18 protein-coding genes, 3 rRNA genes and 2 riboswitches are annotated in these 26,167 nt (G+C 67.9%); of the genes, 16 read left to right on the top strand and 5 right to left on the bottom strand.

Going from position 1 to position 26,167, the window contains the following annotated elements:
• Positions 1 to 24: 24 nt before the first annotated feature.
• Both ptsP and ACQUSR_RS03265 read right to left on the bottom strand, forming a co-directional pair.
• Complete coding sequence (gene ptsP / locus ACQUSR_RS03270) at positions 25 to 1,695, bottom strand: phosphoenolpyruvate--protein phosphotransferase (protein WP_431040998.1); 1,671 nt, start codon at positions 1,693 to 1,695, stop codon at positions 25 to 27.
• An 81-nt stretch (positions 1,696 to 1,776) separates the two neighbouring features.
• Complete coding sequence (locus tag ACQUSR_RS03265) at positions 1,777 to 2,226, bottom strand: PTS sugar transporter subunit IIA (protein ID WP_431040997.1); 450 nt, start codon at positions 2,224 to 2,226, stop codon at positions 1,777 to 1,779.
• A 543-nt stretch (positions 2,227 to 2,769) separates the two neighbouring features.
• On the opposite strand from ACQUSR_RS03265, the gene ACQUSR_RS03260 reads away from it, so the two are divergent.
• The 13 genes from ACQUSR_RS03260 (at position 2,770) to ACQUSR_RS03200 (ending at position 18,351) form a co-directional block, all read left to right on the top strand.
• A 16S ribosomal RNA gene (locus tag ACQUSR_RS03260) occupies positions 2,770 to 4,298 on the top strand.
• A gap of 281 nt (positions 4,299 to 4,579) precedes the next feature.
• Positions 4,580 to 7,704, top strand: a 23S ribosomal RNA gene (locus tag ACQUSR_RS03255).
• 89 nt (positions 7,705 to 7,793) lie between these two features.
• Positions 7,794 to 7,910 (top strand): 5S ribosomal RNA (rrf, locus tag ACQUSR_RS03250).
• The 16S, 23S and 5S rRNA genes sit together here, the layout of an rRNA operon.
• A gap of 141 nt (positions 7,911 to 8,051) precedes the next feature.
• A complete protein-coding gene (locus ACQUSR_RS03245) occupies positions 8,052 to 8,660 on the top strand; it encodes a CDP-alcohol phosphatidyltransferase family protein (RefSeq protein WP_431040996.1) in 609 nt (202 codons plus the stop codon).
• A 115-nt stretch (positions 8,661 to 8,775) separates the two neighbouring features.
• On the top strand, positions 8,776 to 11,271 hold the full coding sequence (locus tag ACQUSR_RS03240) for a sugar phosphate nucleotidyltransferase (RefSeq protein ID WP_431040995.1): 2,496 nt from the start codon (positions 8,776 to 8,778) through the stop codon (positions 11,269 to 11,271).
• 140 nt (positions 11,272 to 11,411) lie between these two features.
• The gene (locus tag ACQUSR_RS03235) at positions 11,412 to 12,344 is read left to right on the top strand and encodes a DUF881 domain-containing protein (protein WP_431040994.1); all 933 of its coding nucleotides are present in this window, start codon (positions 11,412 to 11,414) and stop codon (positions 12,342 to 12,344) included.
• Entirely contained in the window at positions 12,341 to 12,673 is a 333-nt protein-coding gene (locus tag ACQUSR_RS03230; RefSeq protein ID WP_431040993.1) for a small basic family protein, read from the top strand. The genes ACQUSR_RS03235 and ACQUSR_RS03230 overlap by 4 nt, the downstream gene beginning before the upstream one ends.
• A 5-nt stretch (positions 12,674 to 12,678) precedes the next feature.
• Positions 12,679 to 13,566: a DUF881 domain-containing protein gene (locus tag ACQUSR_RS03225; RefSeq protein WP_431040992.1), complete on the top strand. Its 888-nt coding sequence runs from the start codon at positions 12,679 to 12,681 to the stop codon at positions 13,564 to 13,566.
• A gap of 61 nt (positions 13,567 to 13,627) precedes the next feature.
• Entirely contained in the window at positions 13,628 to 14,557 is a 930-nt protein-coding gene (locus ACQUSR_RS03220) for an FHA domain-containing protein (protein ID WP_431047341.1), read from the top strand.
• A gap of 88 nt (positions 14,558 to 14,645) precedes the next feature.
• Positions 14,646 to 15,392, top strand: a complete 747-nt coding sequence (gene ftsR / locus ACQUSR_RS03215) for a transcriptional regulator FtsR (protein ID WP_431040991.1) — start codon at positions 14,646 to 14,648, stop codon at positions 15,390 to 15,392.
• Between the two features lie 53 nt (positions 15,393 to 15,445).
• Positions 15,446 to 15,919 (top strand): bifunctional nuclease family protein, encoded by a 474-nt coding sequence (locus ACQUSR_RS03210; RefSeq protein WP_014181304.1) that lies wholly within the window; start codon positions 15,446 to 15,448, stop codon positions 15,917 to 15,919.
• Between the two features lie 170 nt (positions 15,920 to 16,089).
• Positions 16,090 to 16,710: a MerR family transcriptional regulator gene (locus ACQUSR_RS03205; RefSeq protein WP_431040990.1), complete on the top strand. Its 621-nt coding sequence runs from the start codon at positions 16,090 to 16,092 to the stop codon at positions 16,708 to 16,710.
• Positions 16,711 to 16,785: 75 nt separating this feature from the next.
• Entirely contained in the window at positions 16,786 to 18,351 is a 1,566-nt protein-coding gene (locus ACQUSR_RS03200; RefSeq protein WP_431040989.1) for a DNA polymerase IV, read from the top strand.
• 7 nt (positions 18,352 to 18,358) lie between these two features.
• On the opposite strand, the gene ACQUSR_RS03195 is transcribed toward ACQUSR_RS03200, so the two are convergent.
• Positions 18,359 to 18,676: a PRC-barrel domain-containing protein gene (locus ACQUSR_RS03195; protein ID WP_431040988.1), complete on the bottom strand. Its 318-nt coding sequence runs from the start codon at positions 18,674 to 18,676 to the stop codon at positions 18,359 to 18,361.
• A gap of 138 nt (positions 18,677 to 18,814) precedes the next feature.
• Positions 18,815 to 18,931: riboswitch (glycine riboswitch) on the top strand.
• A riboswitch (glycine riboswitch) is annotated at positions 18,932 to 19,058 on the top strand.
• 62 nt (positions 19,059 to 19,120) lie between these two features.
• On the opposite strand from ACQUSR_RS03195, the gene gcvP reads away from it, so the two are divergent.
• Positions 19,121 to 22,006, top strand: a complete 2,886-nt coding sequence (gcvP, locus tag ACQUSR_RS03190; protein ID WP_431040987.1) for an aminomethyl-transferring glycine dehydrogenase — start codon at positions 19,121 to 19,123, stop codon at positions 22,004 to 22,006.
• 110 nt (positions 22,007 to 22,116) lie between these two features.
• Here gcvP and ACQUSR_RS03185 read toward each other — a convergent pair whose 3' ends face one another.
• Both ACQUSR_RS03185 and ACQUSR_RS03180 read right to left on the bottom strand, forming a co-directional pair.
• Positions 22,117 to 22,323 (bottom strand): DUF5999 family protein, encoded by a 207-nt coding sequence (locus ACQUSR_RS03185; RefSeq protein ID WP_431040986.1) that lies wholly within the window; start codon positions 22,321 to 22,323, stop codon positions 22,117 to 22,119.
• Positions 22,324 to 22,634: 311 nt separating this feature from the next.
• Positions 22,635 to 23,225, bottom strand: coding sequence for a hypothetical protein (locus tag ACQUSR_RS03180; RefSeq protein ID WP_431040985.1), 591 nt, complete (start codon positions 23,223 to 23,225; stop codon positions 22,635 to 22,637).
• Positions 23,226 to 23,729: 504 nt separating this feature from the next.
• Between ACQUSR_RS03180 and ACQUSR_RS03175 the strand changes: the two genes are divergently transcribed.
• The gene (locus tag ACQUSR_RS03175) at positions 23,730 to 25,232 is read left to right on the top strand and encodes a glutamate--cysteine ligase (RefSeq protein WP_431040984.1); all 1,503 of its coding nucleotides are present in this window, start codon (positions 23,730 to 23,732) and stop codon (positions 25,230 to 25,232) included.
• Between the two features lie 117 nt (positions 25,233 to 25,349).
• Entirely contained in the window at positions 25,350 to 26,156 is an 807-nt protein-coding gene (locus ACQUSR_RS03170) for a CPBP family intramembrane glutamic endopeptidase (protein ID WP_431040983.1), read from the top strand.
• Positions 26,157 to 26,167: the final 11 nt, after the last annotated feature.

The following is a 26,167-nucleotide window of genomic DNA, read 5'->3' as shown; positions in this document are numbered from 1 at the left end:
GACGGCCGGCACCGCGCGCCCGGCTCACTCGCCCGAGAGCACCGCCTGCGCGGCCCGCCGCGCCTCCTCGGCGGTGTCCGCGGCACGGGCCGCCGCGGCGGCCCGCTCGCACTGGGCGAGCGTGTGCTTGGCCAGGGTGGCGCGCACATAGGGGAGTGACGCCGCGCCCATGGACAGGCTGGTCACGCCCAGACCCGTCAGCACGCACGCCAGCAGCGGGTCGGACGCCGCCTCACCGCACACCCCGCAGCTCTTGCCCTCGGCACGCGCGGCCTCGGCCGACACCGCCACCAGGTCGAGCAGCGCGGGCTGCCACGGGTCCTGGAACCGGGACACCGCACCCACCTGGCGGTCGGCGGCGAAGGTGTACTGCGCCAGGTCGTTCGTACCCAGCGACAGGAACTCGACCTCCTGCAGGATCGAACGGGCCCGCAGCGCGGCGGACGGGATCTCCACCATCGCCCCGAACTTCGCCCGCAACCCGGCCTCACGGCACGCGTCCGCGAACGCCTTGGCGTCGATCCGGTCCGCCACCATCGGCGCCATGACCTCGAGGTAGACCGGCAGCCCCTCGGCGGCCTTGGCGAGCGCCGTCAGCTGGGTACGCAGCACCTCGGGGTGGTCCAGCAGGGTCCGCAGACCCCGCACGCCCAGCGCCGGGTTCGGCTCGTCCGCCGGAGTGAGGAAGTCCAGCGGCTTGTCCGCACCCGCGTCCAGGACCCGTACCACGACACGCCCCTCGGGGAACGCCTCCAGCACCTGCCGGTACGCCTCGATCTGCTTCTCCTCCGACGGCGCCCGCTCGCTGTCGTCCAGGAACAGGAACTCGGTACGGAACAGCCCGACGCCCTCCGCACCCGCGGCCACCGCCGCCGGGACGTCGGCCGGGCCGCCGACGTTGGCCAGCAGCGGCACCTTGTGCCCGTCGGAGGTCGCACCCGGGCCGGACGCCGCGGCGAGCGCGGCCTTGCGCTCCTCCGCGGCCCGCGCCAGTTCCGCCCGCTGCTGCGAGGTCGGCTCCACATGTACGTCACCGGTGCTGCCGTCGACCGCGATCACGGTCCCCTCGGCGAGCTCGCAGGCGCCCGGCAGCGCCACCACCGCGGGCACCCCGAGGGCCCGCGCCAGGATCGCGCTGTGGCTGGTCGGCCCGCCCTCCTCGGTGACGAAACCGAGCACCAGCGCCGGGTCCAGCAGCGCGGTGTCGGCCGGCGCCAGGTCCCGCGCGATCAGCACGTACGGCTCGTCGCTGTCCGGCACCCCCGGCATCGGCACACCCAGCAGCCGCGCCACGATGCGGTTCCGTACGTCATCGAGGTCGGCGACCCGCCCGGCCAGGTACTCCCCGGCCCCGGCGAGCAGCGCCCGGTAGGCCGCGAACGCGTCGTACACCGCGCGCTCGGCGGTGCTGCCCACGGCGATCCGGCGCTCGACATCGGCCATCAGCTCCGGGTCCTGCGCCATCAGGGCCTGCGCCTCGAGCACGGCCTGCGCCTCGCCGCCGGCCAGATTGCCGCGCGCGATCAGATCGGCGGACACCGCCTCCACGGCCTGGCGGGCACGCCCTTGCTCGCGCGGTGCCTCGTCCGCGGGAATCTGCCTCGCCGGCGGCTCCAGCACCGCCGTACCCATGTGCCGCACCTCGCCGATCGCCACCCCGTGGCTCACGCCGACGCCTCGCAGCGTTGTCTCCATGTCAACCGTCTCCGTCAATGCGGCGGATCGCCCCCGCCGCGGTGGATGTCGTACCTGCCGTCCGTCAGGACGGCGCCGCGGTCACTGCCAGGTGAACAGAACGTCTCCGGCGACGAGCGCGCTGTCCTCGCGGACGTCACCGAGGGAGTCGGCCGTGGCCTCCAGCGCGACGACCGGGCAGATCGGCGACTTGCCGGCGGCCTCGACGGCGGCCGGGTCCCACCGCACGACGGAGTCGCCGCGCTTGACGGTGTCGCCCTTGTTGACGAGCAGTTCGAAGCCCTGCCCGTTGAGCTGGACGGTGTCGATACCGAGGTGGGTGAGGACACCGTGACCCTGTTCGTCGACGACGACGAACGCGTGCGGGTGCAGCGAGACGATGACGCCGTCGACGGGAGCCACGGCCACGGAGGGCTCACGCTCGGGGTCGATCGCGGTGCCGGGACCGACCATCGCGCCGGAGAACACCGGGTCGGGCACTGCCGACAGTCCGATGGCACGTCCGGCGAGCGGGGACGTCACGGTGGTCATGGGAAGCCTCCCAGGGGTGGAGATTCAACTGACCAGAAGCGTAAGTCATAGGAGTAGACCATTCCGCTCGCGAGCAACCACCGCAGGCAGGCCGCGAGCCAGGGAATCGATTTGCCTCCCCCCTGCGGGGGCTGTAGTGTCGTACTCCTGCCCCGGACGAGACGCCACGGACTGAAGGCCGTGAGTTAACGATTCGAGGCAGCACTCCTCAGCTCTAGATCCAATCTCGGATCCACTTCTGCGTGCTCGCAGAAATTCGGTGGTCAGAGAGCAGGAAATAGCCTGATAGAGTGTGAAACACCGAAGGGAAGCGCCCGGAGGAAACCCGAGAGGGAATCCGAAGGAAGCGTCCGTTCCTTGAGAACTCAACAGCGTGCCAAAAGTCAACGCCAGATATGTTGATACCCCGTCTCCGAACCTGATGGTTTGGGACGAGGTTCCTTTGAAGAAACACAAACACAGCGAGGACGCTGTGAACTACTGGGATTATTCCTCCCGGTGGTTCCGCTCAACGCGAGTGTGCATCCCGATTACGGGAAAACATTCACGGAGAGTTTGATCCTGGCTCAGGACGAACGCTGGCGGCGTGCTTAACACATGCAAGTCGAACGATGAACCCGCTTCGGTGGGGGATTAGTGGCGAACGGGTGAGTAACACGTGGGCAATCTGCCCTGCACTCTGGGACAAGCCCTGGAAACGGGGTCTAATACCGGATACGACCACTTGAGGCATCTCATGGTGGTGGAAAGCTCCGGCGGTGCAGGATGAGCCCGCGGCCTATCAGCTTGTTGGTGGGGTGATGGCCTACCAAGGCGACGACGGGTAGCCGGCCTGAGAGGGCGACCGGCCACACTGGGACTGAGACACGGCCCAGACTCCTACGGGAGGCAGCAGTGGGGAATATTGCACAATGGGCGAAAGCCTGATGCAGCGACGCCGCGTGAGGGATGACGGCCTTCGGGTTGTAAACCTCTTTCAGCAGGGAAGAAGCGCAAGTGACGGTACCTGCAGAAGAAGCGCCGGCTAACTACGTGCCAGCAGCCGCGGTAATACGTAGGGCGCGAGCGTTGTCCGGAATTATTGGGCGTAAAGAGCTCGTAGGCGGCTTGTTGCGTCGGATGTGAAAGCCCGGGGCTTAACCCCGGGTCTGCATTCGATACGGGCAGGCTAGAGTTCGGTAGGGGAGATCGGAATTCCTGGTGTAGCGGTGAAATGCGCAGATATCAGGAGGAACACCGGTGGCGAAGGCGGATCTCTGGGCCGATACTGACGCTGAGGAGCGAAAGCGTGGGGAGCGAACAGGATTAGATACCCTGGTAGTCCACGCCGTAAACGTTGGGAACTAGGTGTGGGCGACATTCCACGTTGTCCGTGCCGCAGCTAACGCATTAAGTTCCCCGCCTGGGGAGTACGGCCGCAAGGCTAAAACTCAAAGGAATTGACGGGGGCCCGCACAAGCGGCGGAGCATGTGGCTTAATTCGACGCAACGCGAAGAACCTTACCAAGGCTTGACATACACCGGAAACGGCCAGAGATGGTCGCCCCCTTGTGGTCGGTGTACAGGTGGTGCATGGCTGTCGTCAGCTCGTGTCGTGAGATGTTGGGTTAAGTCCCGCAACGAGCGCAACCCTTGTTCTGTGTTGCCAGCATGCCTTTCGGGGTGATGGGGACTCACAGGAGACTGCCGGGGTCAACTCGGAGGAAGGTGGGGACGACGTCAAGTCATCATGCCCCTTATGTCTTGGGCTGCACACGTGCTACAATGGCCGGTACAATGAGCTGCGATACCGTGAGGTGGAGCGAATCTCAAAAAGCCGGTCTCAGTTCGGATTGGGGTCTGCAACTCGACCCCATGAAGTCGGAGTCGCTAGTAATCGCAGATCAGCATTGCTGCGGTGAATACGTTCCCGGGCCTTGTACACACCGCCCGTCACGTCACGAAAGTCGGTAACACCCGAAGCCGGTGGCCCAACCCCTTGTGGGAGGGAGTCGTCGAAGGTGGGACTGGCGATTGGGACGAAGTCGTAACAAGGTAGCCGTACCGGAAGGTGCGGCTGGATCACCTCCTTTCTAAGGAGCACATGGCCGACTGCGAGCGAATGTCTCGCACGGTTAGCTCATGGGTGGAACGTTGACTACTCGGCACGGTTTTGATTCTTCCTGTTAGTACTGCTTCGGCGTGGAACACAGTGAAGGGGATGGATCGTGTCGGGCACGCTGTTGGGTGTCTGAGGGTGCGAGCGTTGCTCGGCCTTCGGTACGCCGGCCCCAGTGAACTCTGCACGGTAGGTGTGGGGGTGATGGGTGGCTGGTCGTTGCTTGAGAACTGCACAGTGGACGCGAGCATCTGTGGCCAAGTTTTTAAGGGCGCACGGTGGATGCCTTGGCACCAGGAACCGATGAAGGACGTGGGAGGCCACGATAGGCCCCGGGGAGCTGTCAACCGAGCTTTGATCCGGGGGTGTCCGAATGGGGAAACCCGGCAGTCGTCATGGGCTGTCACCCATACCTGAACACATAGGGTATGTGGAGGGAACGCGGGGAAGTGAAACATCTCAGTACCCGCAGGAAGAGAAAACAACCGTGATTCCGGGAGTAGTGGCGAGCGAAACTGGATGAGGCTAAACCGTATGTGTGTGATACCCGGCAGGGGTTGCGCATGCGGGGTTGTGGGAGTGAGCTTTCATGGTCTGCCGGCCATGAGGCGAGTCAGAAACCGTTGATGTAGGCGAAGGGCATGCGAAAGGCCCGGCGTAGAGGGTAAGACCCCCGTAGCTGAAACATTAGCGGCTTGCTTGCTTATTTCCCAAGTAGCACGGGGCCCGAGAAATCCCGTGTGAATCTGGCGGGACCACCCGCTAAGCCTAAATATTCCCTGGTGACCGATAGCGGATAGTACCGTGAGGGAATGGTGAAAAGTACCGCGGGAGCGGAGTGAAATAGTACCTGAAACCGTGTGCCTACAAGCCGTGGGAGCGTCGCCGTGTTCTTTGGAGCACGGTCGTGACTGCGTGCCTTTTGAAGAATGAGCCTGCGAGTTTGCGGTGTGTTGCGAGGTTAACCCGTGTGGGGAAGCCGTAGCGAAAGCGAGTCCGAATAGGGCGGTTTAGTAGCGCGCTCAAGACCCGAAGCGGAGTGATCTAGCCATGGGCAGGTTGAAGCGGAGGTAAGACTTCGTGGAGGACCGAACCCACCAGGGTTGAAAACCTGGGGGATGACCTGTGGTTAGGGGTGAAAGGCCAATCAAACTCCGTGATAGCTGGTTCTCCCCGAAATGCATTTAGGTGCAGCGTCGTGTGTTTCTTGCCGGAGGTAGAGCACTGGATAGGCGATGGGCCCTACCGGGTTACTGACCTTAGCCAAACTCCGAATGCCGGTAAGTGAGAGCGCGGCAGTGAGACTGTGGGGGATAAGCTCCATGGTCGAGAGGGAAACAGCCCAGAGCATCGACTAAGGCCCCTAAGCGTACGCTAAGTGGGAAAGGATGTGGAGTCGCAGAGACAACCAGGAGGTTGGCTTAGAAGCAGCCACCCTTGAAAGAGTGCGTAATAGCTCACTGGTCAAGTGATTCCGCGCCGACAATGTAGCGGGGCTCAAGCGTACCGCCGAAGTCGTGTCATTGCAGTACATACCCCCAACGGGGACTGTGATGGGTAGGGGAGCGTCGTGTGCCGGGTGAAGCAGCGCCGGAAGGTAGTTGTGGACGGTTCACGAGTGAGAATGCAGGCATGAGTAGCGATACAAACGTGAGAAACGTTTGCGCCGATTGACTAAGGGTTCCTGGGTCAAGCTGATCTGCCCAGGGTAAGTCGGGACCTAAGGCGAGGCCGACAGGCGTAGTCGATGGACAACCGGTTGATATTCCGGTACCCGCTTTGAAGCGCCAAACATTGAATCAGGCGATGCTAAGTCCGTGAAGCCGCCTTTGATCTCTTCGGAGTGATGGGGAGTGGTGGAGCCGACGGACCAGACTTGTAGTAGGTGAGTGATGGGGTGACGCAGGAAGGTAGTCCAGCCCGGGCGGTGGTTGTCCCGGGGTAAGGGTGTAGCCCGAGAGATAGGCAAATCCGTCTCTCATACAAGGGTGAGACCTGATGCCGAGCCGATTGTGGTGAAGTGGATGATCCTATGCTGTCGAGAAAAGCCTCTAGCGAGTTTCATGGCGGCCCGTACCCTAAACCGACTCAGGTGGTCAGGTAGAGAATACCGAGGCGTTCGGGTGAACTATGGTTAAGGAACTCGGCAAAATGCCCCCGTAACTTCGGGAGAAGGGGGGCCATTTCCGGTGATGGAATTTACTTCCTGAGCTGGGGGTGGCCGCAGAGACCAGCGAGAAGCGACTGTTTACTAAAAACACAGGTCCGTGCGAAGCCGTAAGGCGATGTATACGGACTGACGCCTGCCCGGTGCTGGAACGTTAAGGGGACCGGTTAGCTCCATTTCGGTGGGGCGAAGCTGAGAACTTAAGCGCCAGTAAACGGCGGTGGTAACTATAACCATCCTAAGGTAGCGAAATTCCTTGTCGGGTAAGTTCCGACCTGCACGAATGGCGTAACGACTTCTCGACTGTCTCAACCATAGGCCCGGTGAAATTGCATTACGAGTAAAGATGCTCGTTTCGCGCAGCAGGACGGAAAGACCCCGGGACCTTTACTATAGCTTGATATTGGTGTTCGGTTCGGCTTGTGTAGGATAGGTGGGAGACTGTGAAGCATGCACGCCAGTGTGTGTGGAGTCGTCGTTGAAATACCACTCTGGTCGTGCTGGATGTCTAACCTGGGTCCGTGATCCGGATCAGGGACAGTGTCTGGTGGGTAGTTTAACTGGGGCGGTTGCCTCCTAAAGGGTAACGGAGGCGCCCAAAGGTTCCCTCAGCCTGGTTGGCAATCAGGTGTTGAGTGTAAGTGCACAAGGGAGCTTGACTGTGAGACCGACGGGTCGAGCAGGGACGAAAGTCGGGACTAGTGATCCGGCGGTGGCTTGTGGAAGCGCCGTCGCTCAACGGATAAAAGGTACCCCGGGGATAACAGGCTGATCTTCCCCAAGAGTCCATATCGACGGGATGGTTTGGCACCTCGATGTCGGCTCGTCGCATCCTGGGGCTGGAGTCGGTCCCAAGGGTTGGGCTGTTCGCCCATTAAAGCGGTACGCGAGCTGGGTTTAGAACGTCGTGAGACAGTTCGGTCCCTATCCGCTGTGCGCGTAGGAATATTGAGAAGGGCTGTCCCTAGTACGAGAGGACCGGGACGGACGAACCTCTGGTGTGCCAGTTGTTCTGCCAAGGGCATGGCTGGTTGGCTACGTTCGGGAGGGATAACCGCTGAAAGCATCTAAGCGGGAAGCCTGCTTCGAGATGAGTATTCCCACCTCCTTGAGAGGGTAAGGCTCCCAGTAGACGACTGGGTTGATAGGCCAGATATGGAAGCCGGGTAACCGGTGGAGTTGACTGGTACTAATAGGCCGAGGGCTTGTCCTCATTTGCTCGCGTCCACTGTGTTGGTTCTGAAGTAATGAACCAGTGCTGTTAATTGAATACAGCATGTCCGGTTGTTATCTTCATAGTGTTTCGGTGGTTATTGCGTTAGGGAAACGCCCGGTTACATTCCGAACCCGGAAGCTAAGCCTTTCAGCGCCGATGGTACTGCAGGGGGGACCCTGTGGGAGAGTAGGACGCCGCCGAACAATTTTTTATGGCCCTGGTGGGGAACTTCGGTTCCCCACCAGGGCCCTTTTGCGTGTTCTGGGGTCCCGGTGCGGGAGCGCTCCGCCGGACAGGTAAAGTTCAGGGGGCATCATCGGCTCGTTCCCACAGGAGGCCCCCGGGTGGAGGTCCAGGAGACGCGTGTCCAGACCGACCGCGTCCTCACCATCCCGAACATCCTCAGCATGGCCCGCCTCGCCGGCGTGCCGCTTTTCCTGTGGCTGATCCTCCGGCCCGAGTTCGGCGGGCCGAAGAGCGACAACTGGGCTCTGCTGGTGCTGGCGCTCAGCGGCGTCACCGACTATCTGGACGGGAAGCTCGCCCGCCGGTGGAATCAGATCAGCAGCCTCGGCCGTCTTCTCGACCCGGCCGCCGACCGGCTCTATATTCTGTCCACCCTGGTGGGGCTCACCTGGCGGGAGATCCTTCCGTTCTGGTTGACCGCGGTACTTCTCGCCCGTGAGCTGGTGCTGCTGGTGATGGTGGGCATCCTCCGGCGGCACGGCTATCCGCCGCCTCAGGTGAACTTCCTCGGCAAGGCCGCGACCTTCAACCTCATGTATGCCTTCCCGTTGCTCCTGTTGAGTGACGGAGATGGCTGGCTGCACTCACTCGCTGCTATTTTCGGATGGGCGTTCGCCGGATGGGGTACGACCCTGTATTGGTGGGCAGGAATCCTGTACGTGGTACAGGTCCGCCGACTGGTGAAGGCGGACGCCACGGCCGACTGAGCGCGCCGAAGTAGCGGCCCAGCGGAGGCCGGATGCGCCCACAGATATGTGTGGGGTCCATCTGGACGGGGGAAGTCGGCATGACCGTCGTCTCTTCAAGGAGGACGCTTCCGACATGAAGGCCGTTGTGATGGCCGGGGGCGAAGGAACCCGCCTTCGCCCGATGACCTCAAGCATGCCCAAGCCGCTTCTGCCGGTGGCCAACCGGCCGATCATGGAGCACGTTCTGCGGCTGCTCAAGCGGCATGGCCTGAGCGAGACCGTGGTGACCGTCCAGTTCCTCGCCTCGCTGGTCAAGAATTACTTCGGGGACGGCGAAGAGCTCGGGATGGAGCTCACCTACGCCAACGAGGAGAAGCCACTCGGCACCGCGGGCAGTGTGAAGAACGCGGAAGCGGCGCTGAAGGACGACGCCTTTCTGGTCATCTCCGGCGACGCGCTCACCGATTTCGACCTCACCGAGCTGATCGAATTCCACAAGGAGAAGGGTGCACTGGTCACGGTCTGCCTGACACGTGTGCCCAATCCGCTGGAATTCGGTATCACCATCGTTGACGAAGAGGGCAGGGTCGAACGCTTCCTGGAGAAGCCGACCTGGGGCCAGGTTTTCTCGGACACCGTCAATACGGGCATCTACGTCATGGAGCCCGAAGTCTTCAGCTACGTGCAGCCGGATGTCCCGGTGGACTGGTCCGGCGATGTCTTCCCGCAGCTGATGAAGGAAGGCAAGCCCATCTACGGCTTCGTCGCCGAGGGCTACTGGGAGGACGTCGGCACCCACGAGAGCTACGTCAAGGCGCAGGCCGACGTGCTCGAAGGCAAGGTCGACGTCGACATCGACGGTTTTGAGATCTCCCCCGGTGTCTGGGTCGCCGAGGGGGCCGAGGTCCATCCGGACGCCGTACTCCGCGGCCCCCTCTACATCGGCGACTACGCCAAGGTGGAGGCCGACGTGGAGATCCGCGAGCACACCGTGGTGGGCTCCAACGTGGTGGTGAAGAGCGGCGCGTTCCTCCATAAGGCTGTTGTCCACGACAACGTCTACATCGGCCAGCAGTGCAATCTGCGCGGTTGTGTCATCGGGAAGAACACCGACATCATGCGGGCCGCCCGGATCGAGGACGGCGCCGTCATCGGTGACGAGTGCCTGGTCGGCGAGGAGTCCATCGTCCAGGGCAACGTCCGCGTCTACCCCTTCAAGACCATCGAGGCCGGCGCCTTCGTCAACACCTCGGTGATCTGGGAGTCGCGCAGCCAGGCGCAGCTGTTCGGTGCGCGAGGAGTCTCCGGCATCCTCAATGTGGAGATCACACCGGAACTCGCGGTCCGGCTCGCGGGCGCCTACGCCACCACCCTCAAGAAGGGCGCCACCGTCACCACGGCGCGTGACCACTCGCGCGGCGCCCGAGCGCTCAAGCGCGCGGTGATCTCCGCGCTCCAGGCCAGCGCCATCGACGTACGGGACCTGGAGAACGTGCCGCTGCCCGTGGCCCGCCAGCAGACCGCTCGCGGCAGCGCCGGCGGCATCATGATCCGTACCTCGCCCGGGGTGCCCGACTCCGTCGACATCATGTTCTTCGACGAACGCGGTGCGGACCTGTCCGCAGGCGGCCAGCGGAAGCTGGACCGGGTGTACGCCCGCCAGGAGTACCGACGCGCGTTCCCGGGTGAGATCGGCGACCTGAGCTTCCCGTCGAGCGTCTTCGACTCCTACACCGGGTCGCTGTTGCGGGCCGTCGACACCACCGGCATCGCGGACTCCGGCCTCAAGGTCGTCGTGGACGCCTCCAACGGCAGTGCCGGCCTCGTCCTCCCCAGCCTGCTCGGCCGGCTCGGAGTCGACGCGCTCACCATCAATCCGGGCCTGGACGAGACGCGGCCGACGGAGACCGCCGAGGGCCGCCGCTCGGGGTTGGTACGGCTCGGGGAGATCGTGGCGTCCGCGCGTGCCGCGTTCGGTGTGCGGTTCGACCCGGTCGGCGAGCGGCTGTCCCTGGTGGACGAGAAGGGCCGTATCGTCGAGGACGACCGGGCCCTGCTGGTCATGCTCGACCTGGTGGCCGCCGAGCGCCGCAGCGGCAAGGTGGCGTTGCCGGTGACCACGACCCGTATCGCCGAGCAGGTCGCCGCGTACCACGGCACGAGGGTGGAGTGGACGACGACCTCGCCCGACGACCTCACCCGCGTCGCCCGCGCCGAGTCGACCATCTTCGGCGGAGACGGGCGCGGCGGGTTCATCATCCCCGAGTCGAGCAGCGTCTTCGACGGCGCGGCCGCGTTCGTCCGGCTCATCGGGCTGGTGGCGCGTACGCAGCTGACACTGAGTCAGATCGATGCGCGTATCCCGCGCGCCCATGTGCTCCGCCGGGATCTGGCGACCCCGTGGGCGGTCAAGGGGCTCGTCATGCGGCGGGTGGTCGAGGCGGCGGGGGACCGGTCGGTGGACACCACCGACGGAGTACGCGTGGTGGAGCCCGACGGCCGATGGGTGATGGTGCTGCCGGACCCGGCGGAAGCCGTCACCCATCTGTGGGCGGAGGGCCCCGACGACGCCTCGGCGCAGGCCCTGCTCGACGAGTGGTCGGAGGTGGTGGACAGCGCCGGGCGGTGAGCGGCGTACGGTCCACGCACCGCGCGGAAGTCGCGCGAACATGCTGAAACCACCTCGGGGGCGCCGTCACCCGGGCCCGTATCCGGCACGCCGGTGGGGCCATTGGGTGACGGCGCCCCCGACATGCGACGATGTGCGGCATGTCGCAGCAGCCCCCCGTTCGGAGCACCGCATCGCCGCCCGCGCGCCCGCGCCCCGACGCGTCCATGTCGCTGCTGACGAACGTGATGGAGCACAGCCTGGACGACGGTTACGCCGAGGCCGCGGCACGGCGGGGCGCCGCCGGGACATCGCGCATGCCGGGCACGCTGCGGGCCAAACTGGGGCTGGCCGTCGGACTTGTGCTGGCCGCCATCGTGGTGACCGTCGCCGCTGACAAGGCGCGGATATCGGCTCCCGCGCTGGCCAAGGAGCGTCAGAAGCTCATCGACCGGGTCGAGGCCGAGACCGCTGCGGCGGACGACCTGGAGAAGCAGCTCGACACCCTGCGCGACGAGGTCGGCGAGAAGCAGCGCCAGGCGCTGGAGAAGTACGGCGGGGCCAAGGCCGAACTGGTCGCGCTGCTCGCCGGGGCGACCGAGGTGACCGGCCCCGGCGTGCAGCTCGTCATCGACGACGCGGAAGGCGCCGACGAGGGCGGCGGGGGTCCGCGGGAGAGCAGCGGGTTCTCCGACACCGGCCGGGTCCGCGACCGCGACATGCAGCGGGTCGTCAACGGGCTGTGGCAGTCGGGGGCGGAGGCGATCGCGGTCAACGGTCAGCGGCTGACCTCGCTGTCGGCGATCAGAGCGGCCGGCGACGCCATAATGGTCGACAACAAGCCGGTGGTACCGCCCTATACGGTACTCGCGGTGGGGGATGGCGAACGCCTGGCGAGCGCCTTCCAGGAGACCGCCGACGGCCGGTATCTGCAGGTGCTGAAGAGCAACTACGGGATCCGGGCGAGCATCTCCGCTCAGGACGAGGTGCGGCTGCCGGTCGCGCCGAGCCTCATCGTACGTACGGCAGAGCCGAAGGCCGGTGCCACCGGAACCGGCGGCACCGACACAGGAAAGGGCACACGCACATCGTGATCGCCGTATTGGGCCTCGTCGTGGGAGTCGTGGTCGGACTGTTCGTCCGCCCGGTGGTGCCCACGGAGATCGAGCCGTATCTGCCGATCGCCGTTGTCGCGGCACTGGACGCGGTGTTCGGCGGGCTCCGGGCGATGCTGGACGGGATCTTCGACGACAAGGTCTTCGTCGTGTCGTTCCTCTCCAACGTGGTGGTCGCCGCGCTGATCGTCTTCCTCGGCGACAAGCTCGGTGTCGGTGCCCAGCTGTCCACCGGCGTCGTGGTCGTCCTCGGCATCCGGATCTTCTCCAACGCCGCCGCCATCCGTCGGCACGTCTTCCGGGCGTGAGGCCGATGAGCCACGACGAGACGCCCGAGGACCGCGGGGACCGCGGGAACCGTGAGGAGCACGGGGAGCGCGAGAACGGCGCGAAGCCCGGGGCCGGCGAGGAGCCCGTACAGCCCGTGCCCCAGGCCCCGCCGCCGGCTGCGGGTCACGTGCCCGCCGCCTCGGAACCGGCGCTCACCGGCCGCCAGCGGCTGGCCAAGAGCCTGTGGCCGCCCCGGTTCACCCGGGCCCAACTCATCGTCGCCGTGCTGCTGTTCGTGCTGGGCCTGGGACTGGCGATCCAGGTGCGGTCCACCACCGAGAACAGCGTGCTGCGCGGCGCGCGGCAGGAGGACCTGGTGCGGATCCTGGACGAACTGGACAACCGCACGCAGCGCCTGGAGGCCGAGAAGGAGCGCTTGGAGGGGCAGCGCCGCGAGCTGGAGACCAGCTCGGACCAGGCCAAGGAGGCCCGGAAGCAGACGCTCCAGAAGGAGCAGCAGCTGGGTGTGCTCGCGGGGACGGTCGCCGCTCAGGGGCCCGGTATCGAGTTCACCATCCAGGACTCGGAGAACGCGGTGAAGGCCGACATGCTGCTCGACGCGATCCAGGAGCTGCGCGCGGCGGGCGCGGAGGCGATCCAGGTCAACGATGTACGCGTGGTCGCCGACACGTATTTCGCGGATGCCGTGGACGGCGTGACCGTCGATGGACAGAAGGTGACCCAGCCCTACGTCTTCAAGGTGATCGGCAAGCCGGAGGACCTGGAGCCGGCGCTCAACATCCCCGGCGGCGTGGTGCAGACCTTGAAGAAGGAGCAGGCCACAGTGTCCGTACGACGCGAGGAGAAGATCGTCGTGGACGCCTTGCGGTCGGCGAAGCGCCCTGACTACGCTCGGTCGTCATCGGAGTGAGGCGGGCAGGCATGGAGCTGGTCCGGCCAGTACTCGAGGTAGTGGGGGGTCGGCGCATCAGATCAGTAGCGCGTGGTGGAAACTGTCTGAAGGTCACGGACGTTGTGAGGGTGTCCGGGTCGACCGGTGTGTGCATCGAGGGTTACAGCGAGGCTTTGTCCTGCCCCACGGGCGGGTCTGTTTCAGTCAAGGGGAATCGCCCGTGAAGTTGTTCGGGAAGTTGTTCGGCAAGAGTGCGCGCCGGGACGGTGGCAGCGGCACCGCCCGTCACCGTGCCCAGCGTCCCGCCGAAGGCGGCGGTGGCGAGGAGCAGCGGCCGCTGTTCCGAGACCAGGTCGGCGCACAGGGCGGTGACATTCCGGGCGGACAGGGCGCGTCGTCTGTTGACCCTGCCGGTGCCGGGCGCATAGGTTTCCAGGAGCCATCAACCTCAAGTGCGGGTGGAGGGGTCGGCTTGCCTGTTTGTAGCCGGTGCGGGCACCGGAACCCCGAGTCCAGCAAGTTCTGCTCCAACTGCGGTGCGCCGCTGCGGGGCGACGCCGTCCCCGAGCGTGCCTCGGAGACCACTTCGACGATCTCGATCTCGGGTCTTGAGGCGTACGACTCCGAGGTCACCGGGCAGACGCAGCTGCCGTCGCTTTCGCCGGAGGCGCAGGCCGCCGTCGAGGCGCTGCCGCTCGGCTCGGCGCTGCTGGTGGTGCGCCGCGGCCCGAACTCCGGCAGCCGTTTCCTGCTCGACAGTGATCTCACCACGGCCGGCCGCCACCCGCAGAGCGACATCTTCTTGGACGACGTGACGGTCTCGCGCCGCCATGTGGAGTTCCGGCGCACTCCGGACGGTGGTTTCACCGTCGCCGACGTCGGCAGCCTCAACGGCACGTACGTCAACCGGGAGCCGATCGACGCGGTCCCGCTGAACAACGGCGACGAGGTCCAGATCGGCAAGTACCGCCTGGTGTTCTACGGCAGCCAGCGGGGCGTCGGTATCTGATCCTCCCCCAGGCTCCGTCCGGGGGTACCCCCAATCGGTATCTGACCTCCCCCAGACTCCGTCCGGGGGGACCTCCAGGGGAAGGTCCATGCTGCAAAAACCGTCGGGCGGTGCCGGTAGCGGCACCGCCGCCGCGGGCCGCCGCCCGATGAGCATCGGCGCGGTCCTGAGCCTGCTGCGGGAGGAATTCCCCGAGGTCACCATCTCCAAGATCCGTTTCCTGGAGTCGGAGGGCCTGGTGGAGCCGCAGCGGACGCCATCGGGGTATCGCAAGTTCAGCCCGGAGGACGTGGAACGGCTCGGTTACATCCTGCGTATCCAGCGTGACCACTATCTGCCGCTCAAGGTCATCAGGGAGCACCTCGACGCGCTGCAGCGCGGTGAGCGCGTCTCCCTGCCCGCCGCGGCCGGGCCGCCCGCCCAGGAGTTCCTCGACGGCGGCGAGATCGATCTGGAGCGCCCCACGGCCGCCCGGATCGGCCGTGCCGAGCTGCTCGCGGCCACCGAGGTGAGCGAGGACCAGCTGGCCGAGTGGGAGTCGTACGGGCTCGTCGGGCGGGCGGCGGACGGTTCGTACGACGCCGAGACGGTCACGGTCGCCAAGATCGTCGCGGATCTCGGCCGCTTCGGTCTCGAACCGCGCCATCTGCGGGCCGTAAAGGCGGCAGCGGACCGTGAGGCCGGGCTGGTCGAACAAGTGGTCGCACCCCTGCGTCGGCACCGGAATCCGCAGACCAGAGCCCATGCGGAGGCCACGGCGCGGGAGATCGCCACACTGTCGGTGCGGCTGCACACGGCGCTGCTCCAGGCCGCGCTGCGGTCCGCGCCGAGCTGACCGAACGCGGGCCCGACTATCCAAACCGACCGCGCACGTCCTAGGGTTGCTGTGTGAACGAGCTCGACGTCGTGGGTGTCCGGGTGGAGATGCCTTCCAACCAGCCGATCGTGCTCCTGCGGGAAGTGGGAGGCGACCGGTACCTCCCCATCTGGATCGGACCGGGAGAGGCGACCGCGATCGCCTTCGCGCAGCAGGGCATGGCCCCCGCGCGCCCACTCACCCATGACCTGTTCAAGGACGTGCTCGACGCGGTGGGTCAGCAGCTCACCGAGGTCCGCATCACGGACCTGCGGGAAGGCGTCTTCTACGCGGAACTGGTCTTCGCCAGCGGTGTCGAGGTCAGCGCCCGCCCCTCCGACGCCATAGCCCTCGCGCTGCGTACCGGTACCCCGATCTACGGCAGCGACGGCGTGCTCGACGACGCCGGTATCGCCATCCCGGACGAGCAGGAGGACGAGGTGGAGAAGTTCCGCGAGTTCCTCGACCAGATCTCTCCCGAGGACTTCGGGACCAGCAGCCAGTGAAGGGCGCTTCGTCCGCCCCCGTTCTGACATTCGAGTAGCCTTTCCCGCGCGACAGTCACGGCAAACCACTCTCAGGGTGATTATCACTCGGCGTGCCGAGTGTGGCGATCGTTGACGCACCCCGAGTGACTGCCTACCGTCGAGAAGGCAGGTCAAGGACGGAGGTCGGCGTGAGAAGCACCGGCGACGGCACGGCGGCCGGCGGTCCGTATCCGCTCCACGGGGGCGCACCGGCCGATCCGGCTCCCCCCGCACATCGGGTCGCGGCACAGGCCGGACCCCTGCACGAGCGAGCCTCCGCGGTGGTCGGATACCGCGGTCCCACCGCGTGCTCGGCCGCGGGCATCACCTACCGCCAGCTGGACTACTGGGCGCGTACCGGCCTCGTGGAACCGAGTGTGCGGCCCGCGTACGGCTCCGGGACGCAGCGGCTCTACAGCTTCCGGGACGTGGTCGTCCTCAAGATCGTCAAGCGACTGCTGGACACCGGTGTGTCCCTGCAGAACATCCGCGCCGCCGTCCAGCACCTGCGCGCCTGCGGGCTGGACGACCTGACACGGATGACGCTCATGAGCGACGGCGCGACCGTTTACGAATGCACTTCCCCGGACGAGGTCGTCGAGCTGCTCCAGGGCGGCCAGGGCGTCTTCGGGATCGCCGTGGGCGTGGTCTGGCGGGACGTGGAAGAGGCGCTGTCGCAGCTGCACGGTGAGCACGTGGACACCGGCGAGACGCTGATCGGGCACAACCCCGCCGACGAGCTCGCCCGGCGCCGCAATCGGGCGGGCTGACCGCGCCACGGCGGAAGGCGGCCCCGGGGCCGCCTTCGGGCCGATTGTCAGTGGTGTGCGGCAGCATCGGTAACTGTGAGAGATGCGCCGACCATTCTCCATCTGGACATGGACGCCTTCTACGCCTCGGCGGAGCAGGCGGCCAAGCCCAGCCTGCGCGGCAAGCCGGTCGTCGTCGGCGGCGTGGGCCCGCGCGGTGTGGTGGCCACGGCCTCGTACGAGGCGCGGGTCTTCGGGGTGCACTCGGCGATGGCGACGGCGCAGGCCCGCAGGCTGTGCCCGCACGCCGCCTATCTGGCTCCCCGCTTCGCGCTCTACCGGACGGTCAGCGACACGGTGATGAGCCTGCTGGGACGGCTGTCCCCGCTCGTGGAGCCGCTCAGCCTCGACGAGGCGTTCGTGGATCTGGAGGCCGGCGGCGTCGCCGAGGACGCCGTGACCGCACGGGCGGTGGGTGAGCGGCTGCGCGCGGACATCAGGGCCGCCACCGGGCTGACGGGCTCGGTGGGGCTCGCCGGCTCCAAGATGCTCGCCAAGATCGCCTCGGAGCAGGCCAAGCCCGACGGCCTGGTCGTCATCGAGCCCGGCACCGAGCGGGAGCTTCTGGGGCCCATGACGGTGCGCACCCTGCCCGGTGTCGGCCCGGCGACCGCGGAGGCCCTGCGCCGGGTGGGCATCCACACGGTCGCCGAGACCCGTGAGGCGGGTGAGGCGGAGCTGGTGCGGCTGCTGGGCAAGGCACACGGCGCCTCGTTGTACGCGATGGCGAACGGTCGCGACGACCGCCCGGTCGTCGCCGAGCGGGACGCCAAGTCCGTATCGGTGGAGGACACCTTCGACACCGATGTCACCGACCGCACCCGGGTGCAGCTGGAGATCGCCCGGCTCGCCGACCGGTGCGTCGAGCGGCTGCGCGGCGCGGGGCGCGCGGGGCGGACGGTCGTGATCAAGGTGCGGCGGTACGACTTCTCGACGCTGACGCGGTCCGAGACGCTGCGTGGGCCCACGGACGACCCGGCCGTGGTCCGTGAGGCGGCGGCGCGGCTGATCGAGCAGGTGGACACCACGGCGGGGGTCCGGCTGCTGGGGGTGGGGGTCAGCGGCCTGGCCGACTACACCCAGGAGGACCTGTTCGCGCAGGCCGCCCACGCCGCCGAGGAGGAGGCCGCTCACGCGGCGGAGGCGGTCCACGCCGTGTGGCGCACCGGCGAGCGGGAGGGCTCGGCCGCCGTCCCCGGTCAGCCCGGCGGACTCGGCCAGGCCGGGGAGGGCGCTCCCGGTGCCCCGGAGCGGCCCGGAGCGGACTCCGGCACCGCGATACCGGAGACGCCGGGCCAGGGGGGCCAGGACGCCGCGACGGATGCCCGGCGGGCCCGGCGGTGGCTGCCGGGCGCCGACGTCCGGCACGCCGCGTACGGGGCGGGCTGGGTGCAGGGCAGCGGGGTCGGGCGGGTCACCGTGCGGTTCGAGCAGCCGTGGTCCCCACCCGGCCGGGTGCGGACCTTCGCCGTCGACGACCCGGACCTGGCACCGGCCGATCCGCTGCCCCTGGTCCGGCCCGAGGAGCACGAGCCGACGCGAGAGGCACCAGCAGCGGGAGGATCCGGTGGGGAAGGTCAGCCGAGCCCGTCGAGACCGTAGGGGTACGTCAGCCGGGCACGTCCAAGCCGTAGTGGTGGTACAGCTGGAGTTCCTGCTCGGGCGAGAGATGGCGGCCCACGCCGAAATCAGGCGCGTCCTTGATCAGCCCACGCTCGTACGGCACCCGGAGGGTGCCGTCGACGACCTCGCTCGGTCCCAGCGGCACGAAGACGTCCCGGTGGAAGAGCCCGGTGCGCACCGCCGCCCACTCCGGTTCGCCCGTCGCGTCGTCGAGATAGACCTCGTCGACCGTCCCCAGCTTCGCCCCGTCGCGGTCGACGGCCTTGTGCCCGATCAGTCGCCGCGGATCGATGTCGGTCTGCACGGTCCCTCCAACTCACAGATCTGTCCCGTGACACCTACGAAAAGCCACAACAGGGCAAAAGGCCACTTGGGCGCGGTGTAGCGGGGCTCACCGCACCGGTTCGGGCGACGATCGCGCTGGTAGGCTGGCGCTGGCTGCAGACCCTGTGCGGGAGAGTCCTCCAGTGGAACCGGATCAGTTCACCGGGATCGCCGGAGGCGCCGAAGGAGCAAATCCTCCCCGGAATCTCTCAGGCACACGTACCGCGCGGGCGAGGTCACTCTGGAAAGCAGGTCGGGTCTGCGGGACGAATGTCCCCCGGGCCCTCCTCACCGACGGGGAAAGCCGGTCCGCGGCACGCGGGACGGTGAAGCTCTCAGGTCGTGATGACAGAGGGGGAGGCCGTCCGGGCACCCGCGCCGTGGTGCCCCTCGAAGGTCGCACAGACCAGGAGGCCTTTCGCAGATGACCGACAACCGCATCTCCCTCGCAGCGCTGGAGCGCGGCATTCCGTTCGCCCGGCGCCACATCGGTCCGGACAGCGAGGCCCAGGCCAAGATGCTCGCGCAGGTCGGCTTCGGCTCGCTCGACGAGCTCACCGCGGCCGCCGTGCCCGACGTGATCAAGAGCACCGAGGCGCTGGGGCTGCCCGAGGCCCGCACGGAGGCCGAGGTCCTCGCCGAGCTGCGCTCGCTCGCCGACCGCAACCAGGTCCTGTCGCCCATGATCGGCCTGGGCTACCACGGCACCTTCACCCCGCCGGTCATCCTGCGGAACGTGATGGAGAACCCCGCCTGGTACACGGCGTACACGCCGTACCAGCCGGAGATCTCCCAGGGCCGTCTGGAGGCCCTGCTGAACTTCCAGACCGTCGTCGCCGACCTCACCGGGCTGCCCACCTCCGGCGCCTCGCTGCTGGACGAGGGCACCGCCGCGGCCGAGGCCATGGCGCTGTCCCGCCGTGTCGGCAAGGTGAAGGACGGCGTCTTCCTGGTCGACGCCGACTGCCTGCCGCAGACCATCGCCGTCATCCAGACCCGCGCCGAGCCCACCGGCGTCGAGGTCGTCGTCGCCGACCTGACCGACGGCATCCCGGCCGAGGTCGCCGAGCGTGGCGTCTTCGGCGTCCTGCTCCAGTACCCCGGCGCCTCCGGAGCCGTCCGCGACCCGCGGGCCGTCATCGAGCGCGCGCACGAGCTGGGCGCGATCGTCACCGTCGCCGCCGACCTGCTCGCCCTCACCCTGCTCACCTCGCCCGGCGAGCTCGGCGCCGACATCGCCGTCGGCTCCAGCCAGCGGTTCGGCGTGCCGATGGGCTTCGGCGGTCCGCACGCCGGCTTCATGGCCGTCCGCGACGCCTACGCCCGCAGCCTGCCGGGCCGCCTCGTGGGCGTCTCCGTCGACGCCGACGGCGCCCCGGCCTACCGGCTGGCCCTGCAGACCCGCGAGCAGCACATCCGCCGCGAGAAGGCCACCAGCAACATCTGCACCGCGCAGGTACTCCTCGCCGTCATGGCCGGCATGTACGCGGTCTACCACGGCCCGGACGGGCTCGCCGCCATCGCCCGCCGCACCCACCGCTACGCCGCGGTGCTCGCCGGCGGCCTGCGGGCCGGCGGCGTCGAACTCGTCCACGACGCGTACTTCGACACCCTCACCGCGCGCGTGCCGGGCCGGGCCGCCCAGGTGGTGGACGCCGCCCGCGAGGCCGGGGTCAACCTCCGCCTGACCGACGCCGACCACGTCGGCATCGCCTGCGACGAGACCACGACCCGCGCCCAACTGGCCGCCGTCTGGGCTGCCTTCGGCGTCCAGGGCGACGTCGACGCGCTGGACGTGGCGACGGAGGACGCGCTGCCCGCCGGGCTGCTGCGCACCGACGCCTACCTGACCCACCAGGTCTTCCACCGGCACCGCTCCGAGACCGCCATGCTGCGCTACCTGCGCCGCCTCGCGGACCGCGACTACGCGCTGGACCGCGGCATGATCCCGCTCGGCTCCTGCACCATGAAGCTGAACGCGACCACCGAGATGGAACCGGTCACCTGGCCGGAATTCGCCGGGCTGCACCCGTTCGCGCCGGCCGAGCAGGCGAGCGGCTACCTGACGCTGATCCGCGAGCTGGAGGAGCGGCTGGCGGAGATCACCGGCTACGACAAGGTCTCCCTCCAGCCCAACGCCGGCTCCCAGGGCGAGCTCGCCGGGCTTCTGGCGGTGCGCGCGTACCACCGTGCCAACGGCGACGAGCAGCGCACCGTCTGCCTCATCCCGTCCTCCGCGCACGGCACCAACGCCGCCAGCGCCGTGATGGCGGGCATGAAGGTCGTCGTGGTGAAGACCGCCGAGGACGGCGAGGTCGACACCGACGACCTGCGCGCCAAGATCGAGCAGTACCGCGACGAGCTCGCCGTGCTCATGGTCACTTACCCCTCCACCCACGGCGTGTTCGAGGAGCACATCTCCGAGATCTGCGCGGCCGTGCACGAGGCGGGCGGCCAGGTGTACGTCGACGGCGCCAACCTCAACGCGCTGGTGGGCCTGGCCGGTCCGGGCGAGTTCGGCGGCGACGTCTCGCACCTGAACCTGCACAAGACCTTCTGCATCCCGCACGGCGGCGGCGGCCCGGGCGTCGGTCCGGTCGCGGTGCGCGAGCACCTCGCCCCGTACCTGCCCAACCACCCGCTCCAGCCCACCGCGGGTCCGGAGACCGGCGTCGGCCCGATCTCGGCCGCCCCGTGGGGCTCCGCGGGCATACTCCCGATCTCGTGGGCGTACGTCCGCCTCATGGGCGGCGAGGGCCTGCGGCGCGCCACCCAGGTCGCGGTGCTCGGCGCCAACTACATCGCCAAGCGCCTGGAGCCGCACTACCCGGTGCTCTACACCGGGCCCGGCGGCCTGGTCGCGCACGAGTGCATCATCGACCTGCGGCCGCTCACCAAGGCCACCGGGGTGACCGTGGACGACGTCGCCAAGCGGCTGATCGACTACGGCTTCCACGCCCCGACGATGTCCTTCCCGGTCGCCGGCACGCTGATGATCGAGCCGACGGAGAGCGAGGACCTGGCCGAGCTGGACCGGTTCTGCGCGACGATGATCGCCATCCGCGAGGAGATCGAGAAGGTCGGCTCGGGGGAGTGGTCCAAGGATGACAACCCGCTGCGGAACGCGCCGCACACCGCGGCCGCGCTGAGCGGGGAGTGGACGCACGGCTACACCCGCGAGGAAGCGGTCTTCCCGGCCGGGGTCTCGACGGCTGACAAGTACTGGCCGCCGGTGCGTCGGATCGACGGTGCCTTCGGCGACCGCAACCTGGTCTGCTCCTGCCCGCCGATGGACGAGTACGAGGGCTGACGCGCACGAACGTGCTCATGCGTGGGGGCCGGTGCGGCGGTTGACGCCGGGCCGGCCCTTCGCGCTGTGACGGCGCCGTGGATCAGGCGGCCGTCATGATGGGCTCGGAATCAGGCGGCGGTCGCGACGTGCTCGCTGCCCAGCGGCCGGTGCGGGGCGATGACCTGCCCGTCCGGCAGCAGCTCACCGGTGTCCTCGAAGAGCAGGACACCGTTGCACAGCAGGCTCCATCCCTGCTCCGGGTAGTGCGCCACGAGGTGTGCGGCCTCCCGGTCGGCGGAGTCGGCTGACGGGCACGGCGGCTGGTGCTGGCACATGGAAGGGTTCTTTCGCTGCGATGTGGTGAAGGTCCTGCGGCTCGATGCGGCGTTCATGGCCGCCCCCCCCGTTGTCGGTCGGCTAATGGGTCCCAGTCTTGCCCTACGGGAGTCATTCCGCAGGGATTTCGCGGCAGCGGTACTCACTCCAAGGGGACGTGTCACTCGTGCGGACGGTTCACCAGAACCGGACGGTCTCTTCGGGGGGTTCTGCATGGCCGGACCGGACTAGCCCGTATGGAGGGGGCGTACGCCGGCGTGCCGAGCGCCCCGCGACCACGGGGTCGCGGGGCGCTTCTCCCGGCCGTGCCTCAGGCGGGCGAGCCCAGCAGGGGACCCGGGGGCATCCGGACCGTGAGGACGGGCAGCAGATCGGCGACCCGGTGCGGGCGGTGTGCGGCGATCCCGGGTGGGGCGGGTGCGAGCGGCACCAGCAGATCGCCGGGGGCGGGCCGGCCCGTGGCGGCGTCCGCGGCCGGGTCGCCGTGCAGCCAGAGCGTGAGCATGTACAGCTCCGGTACGGACAGCAGGCGCGGCTGGTAGGAGGCGGGCAGCGACTCGGCCTGGAGCAGGGCCTGTTCCGTGGAGCGTACGTAGGGGCCTTCGGAGAAGCGGGAGAAGGCCCAGCCGTCCGCGGTGAGCATGGCCTCGGCCACGGCGACGGCCTGGCCGCCGTGCCGGATCAGGAAGCGCCAGCCGGCCAGCCTGGTGGTGGGTGGGGTGCCGGGTTCGGTGACGCCCTCCAGGACATGGACGGGCAGTGGCTGTTCGGGGGTGAAGGGGCCGGACAGCGAGCGCAGTGCGGGGGTGGTGCGGGCCTCGCGGACGGCGCTGGGGGAACCGAGGGCCGTGAGGACGCTGCGCAGGGCGGGCGCAGGAGCCGGGAGGGCATGCAGCGGCATGATGAGTCGCCTCTCACTTCGGAGACACGGTGGTTCGAAAGACGCGGTGGTGCGAGATGGGTCGGGTGCGGACGGGCACCGTGAGCTGAACGGGTCAGAGGTGGACCGGTGTCGAATACCGGACGTCAACTCTCTGCCTCGTTCGGCAAGTTTATACGACACGTGTTCCCTTGGGGTTCCGGCTAGTTGCTGCGGAAAATGTCAGCAAGGGGATTTCCGGTCCGCCCGGCGCGGCGATTTGGCCGAATGTGTTCCTTCTGCACTCACCTGACCTCGGCCTTTCCCGTCAATGCGGTAGGCCGGTTCTGGTCGGTGTTTCTCGCCAGAACATTTCTTCCGTTTCAGGGCATTTCGCCATTCCGTCCCGGGTGCCGCGCGTGCCGCAGTGCAGAGCCTACCGGCCGCATGCCGTCCACGGGGCGTTATCGATCACATTGCCTGGGCATCATCGACCGTGACTCAGCGGCTGGTGCCGCGAACCGCCGGCGCGAGGAGGTCGCTTCGATGGGCGAGAAGGTCGTGGCCAACGGGTTCGGCCTGGTCGACCGGCAGCGGCAGCGCAGGAATCTCCAGGCGTGCCTGGAGGGACTGTCGAGGTTGATGGAGGAGCGGCGATTCGACCGCCCGCGGAATCTCATGGGACTGGAGATCGAGCTGAATCTCGCGGGCTCGGACGGGATGCCCCGGATGCTGAACGCGCAGGTGCTGGATCGTATCGCCAGCCCCGATTTCCAGACCGAACTCGGGCAGTTCAACCTGGAAGTCAACATCGTTCCGCACCGGTTGAGCGGAAGGGTCTTCGATCAATTGGAGGAAGAGCTGCGCACAGGCCTGTCATATGCTGATCGCAAGGCCCGGGAAGTCTCCTCGCGGGTCGTGATGATCGGAATTCTGCCGACCCTGGCGGCCGCGGACCTGGGCGCCGCGAACCTCTCCGGCGACGACCGCTACAAGCTTCTCGACGCGCACATGCTGGCCGCCCGAGGCGAGGACTTCCGCATCGACGTCGAGGGCGTGGAGCGGTTCACCTACACCTCGGGGTCGATAGCACCCGAGGCGGCCTGCACGTCCGTCCAGTTACATCTCCAGGTGACGCCGGGACGCTTCGCCGCCGTGTGGAACGCCGCGCAGGCGGTGGCGGGCGCCCAGATCGCGACGGGGGCCAACTCGCCGTTCCTCTTCGGCCGTGAGGTGTGGCGCGAGTCCCGCCCGCCGCTGTTCCTCCAGTCCACCGATGTCCGGCAGCCGGAGCTGGCGGCTCAGGGCGTACGCCCGCGCAACTGGTTCGGCGAACGCTGGATCAGCGACGTGCGCGACCTGTTCGAGGAGAACCTCCGGTACTTTCCGCCGCTGCTGGCGGCCGCGGACGACGAGGATCCGCTGCGGGTCCTGGAGGACGGCGGAATCCCGCTGCTGTACGAGCTGGTGCTGCAGAACGGCACGATCTACCGCTGGAACCGCCCGGTCTACGCGGTCGCGGACGGCGTACCGCATCTCAGGGTGGAGAACCGGGTGCTGCCCGCCGGCCCCACCGTCGCCGACGTCATCGCCAACGCCGCCTTCTATTACGGCCTGGTGCGGGCGCTCGCGGAGGAGCCCCGCCCGGTGTGGACCCGGCTGCCCTTCGCCGCCGCCGAGGAGAACTTCGACGCCGCGTGCCGCCACGGCATCGACGCCGTGTTGCAGTGGCCACGGTCCGGCCGCTTCCTCGCCACGGCCCGAATCCCCGCCGCACAGCTGGTACGGGACGAACTGCTGCCACTGGCCGCGGCCGGCCTGGACGCCTGGGGCGTGGAGCCCGCGGACCGCGACCGCTACCTCGGCATCATCGAGGAACGCTGCCGCAGGCGCCTCAACGGAGCGTCCTGGCAGGTGGCGACCTACCGCCTGGCCCGCGAGCGCGGGCTCGACAGGAAATCCGCCCTCGCGGTGATGACCAGCCGGTACTGCGCGCTGGCCGGCAGCGGCGAGCCCGTGCACACGTGGCCGGTGGACCTCGCCGAGTAGGCCTTTGCCCCGCCTCCCGGCGCGAGCCCGTCGCTCCGCCTCGGCCCCCGTTCGTGCCGCGCCTGGCCGTGCGGCAAGCTAGGACCTCCCGGGGGACGGCGGAAGTGGAGGCAGGCAGTGCAGGCACAGGCACGCGACGCGGCGGTCTCCGCGCCCGGAGGCGGCGGTCAGGCCGCGCGGCGGATCCGCCGCACCGAGTTGCTGCTCGTCCTGGCGCTGTCGGTCGGCGCGAGCGCGGTGTCCGCGCTGATCAGCTTCGTCGGGTCGGTGACCGCAGCGGGCGGCCTGAAGGACCAGGCCGCCACCCTCAACGCCTCCGAGGCCCCCGGCCGCCCCTGGCTGGACCTGGCCTGGCAGCTCTTCGGCATCACCACCGCGCTGGTCCCGGTGCTGCTCGTGGCCCATCTACTGCTGCGTGAGGGCGCCGGGCTGCGCACGATCGGCTTCGACCTGCGGCGGCCGCGGTTCGACCTGGGGTGGGGCACCGCGCTCGCGGCGGCCATCGGCGGCACCGGACTGCTGCTCTACCTCGGCGCGCGGGCAGTGGGCGGCAACCTCACCGTGGTGCCCGAGAACCTGCCCGATGTCTGGTGGAAGATCCCGGTGCTGATCGCCTCGGCCGTGCAGAACGCGGTGCTGGAGGAGGTGATCGTCGTCGGCTACCTGCTCCGCAGGCTCGGCCAGTTGGGCTGGACCCCGATGGCGGCCCTCGCGGCCAGCTCGCTGCTGCGCGGCTCGTACCACCTCTACCAGGGGATCGGCGGATTCTTCGGGAACCTGGCGATGGGCGTGATCTTCGTGCTGCTCTACCGCCGGTGGGGTCGGGTGGGGCCGCTGGTCGCCGCGCACGCGCTGATCGACATCGTCGCCTTCGTCGGATACGCACTGCTGGCGGGCCACGTGGACTGGCTGCCCACGGCCTGATCCCCGTACTC

Source organism: Streptomyces sp. P1-3 (assembly GCF_050613155.1).
In the GTDB taxonomy this organism is placed as follows: Bacteria; Actinomycetota; Actinomycetes; order Streptomycetales; family Streptomycetaceae; genus Streptomyces.
The sequence above is the reverse complement of the archived record's forward strand: the minus strand, read 5'-3'. Positions and strand labels throughout refer to the sequence as shown.

What these genes read in the sequence shown, in the direction of transcription:
- ptsP (WP_431040998.1), bottom strand. Translation starts at nt 1,695, where the DNA reads ATGGAGACAACGCTGCGAGGCGTCGGCGTGAGCCACGGGGTGGCGATC.
- ACQUSR_RS03265 (WP_431040997.1), bottom strand. Translation starts at nt 2,226, where the DNA reads ATGACCACCGTGACGTCCCCGCTCGCCGGACGTGCCATCGGACTGTCG.
- ACQUSR_RS03240 (WP_431040995.1), top strand. Translation starts at nt 8,776, where the DNA reads ATGAAGGCCGTTGTGATGGCCGGGGGCGAAGGAACCCGCCTTCGCCCG.
- ACQUSR_RS03235 (WP_431040994.1), top strand. Translation starts at nt 11,412, where the DNA reads ATGTCGCAGCAGCCCCCCGTTCGGAGCACCGCATCGCCGCCCGCGCGC.
- ACQUSR_RS03225 (WP_431040992.1), top strand. Translation starts at nt 12,679, where the DNA reads ATGAGCCACGACGAGACGCCCGAGGACCGCGGGGACCGCGGGAACCGT.
- ftsR (WP_431040991.1), top strand. Translation starts at nt 14,646, where the DNA reads ATGCTGCAAAAACCGTCGGGCGGTGCCGGTAGCGGCACCGCCGCCGCG.
- gcvP (WP_431040987.1), top strand. Translation starts at nt 19,121, where the DNA reads ATGACCGACAACCGCATCTCCCTCGCAGCGCTGGAGCGCGGCATTCCG.
- ACQUSR_RS03185 (WP_431040986.1), bottom strand. Translation starts at nt 22,323, where the DNA reads ATGTGCCAGCACCAGCCGCCGTGCCCGTCAGCCGACTCCGCCGACCGG.
- ACQUSR_RS03180 (WP_431040985.1), bottom strand. Translation starts at nt 23,225, where the DNA reads ATGCCGCTGCATGCCCTCCCGGCTCCTGCGCCCGCCCTGCGCAGCGTC.
- ACQUSR_RS03175 (WP_431040984.1), top strand. Translation starts at nt 23,730, where the DNA reads ATGGGCGAGAAGGTCGTGGCCAACGGGTTCGGCCTGGTCGACCGGCAG.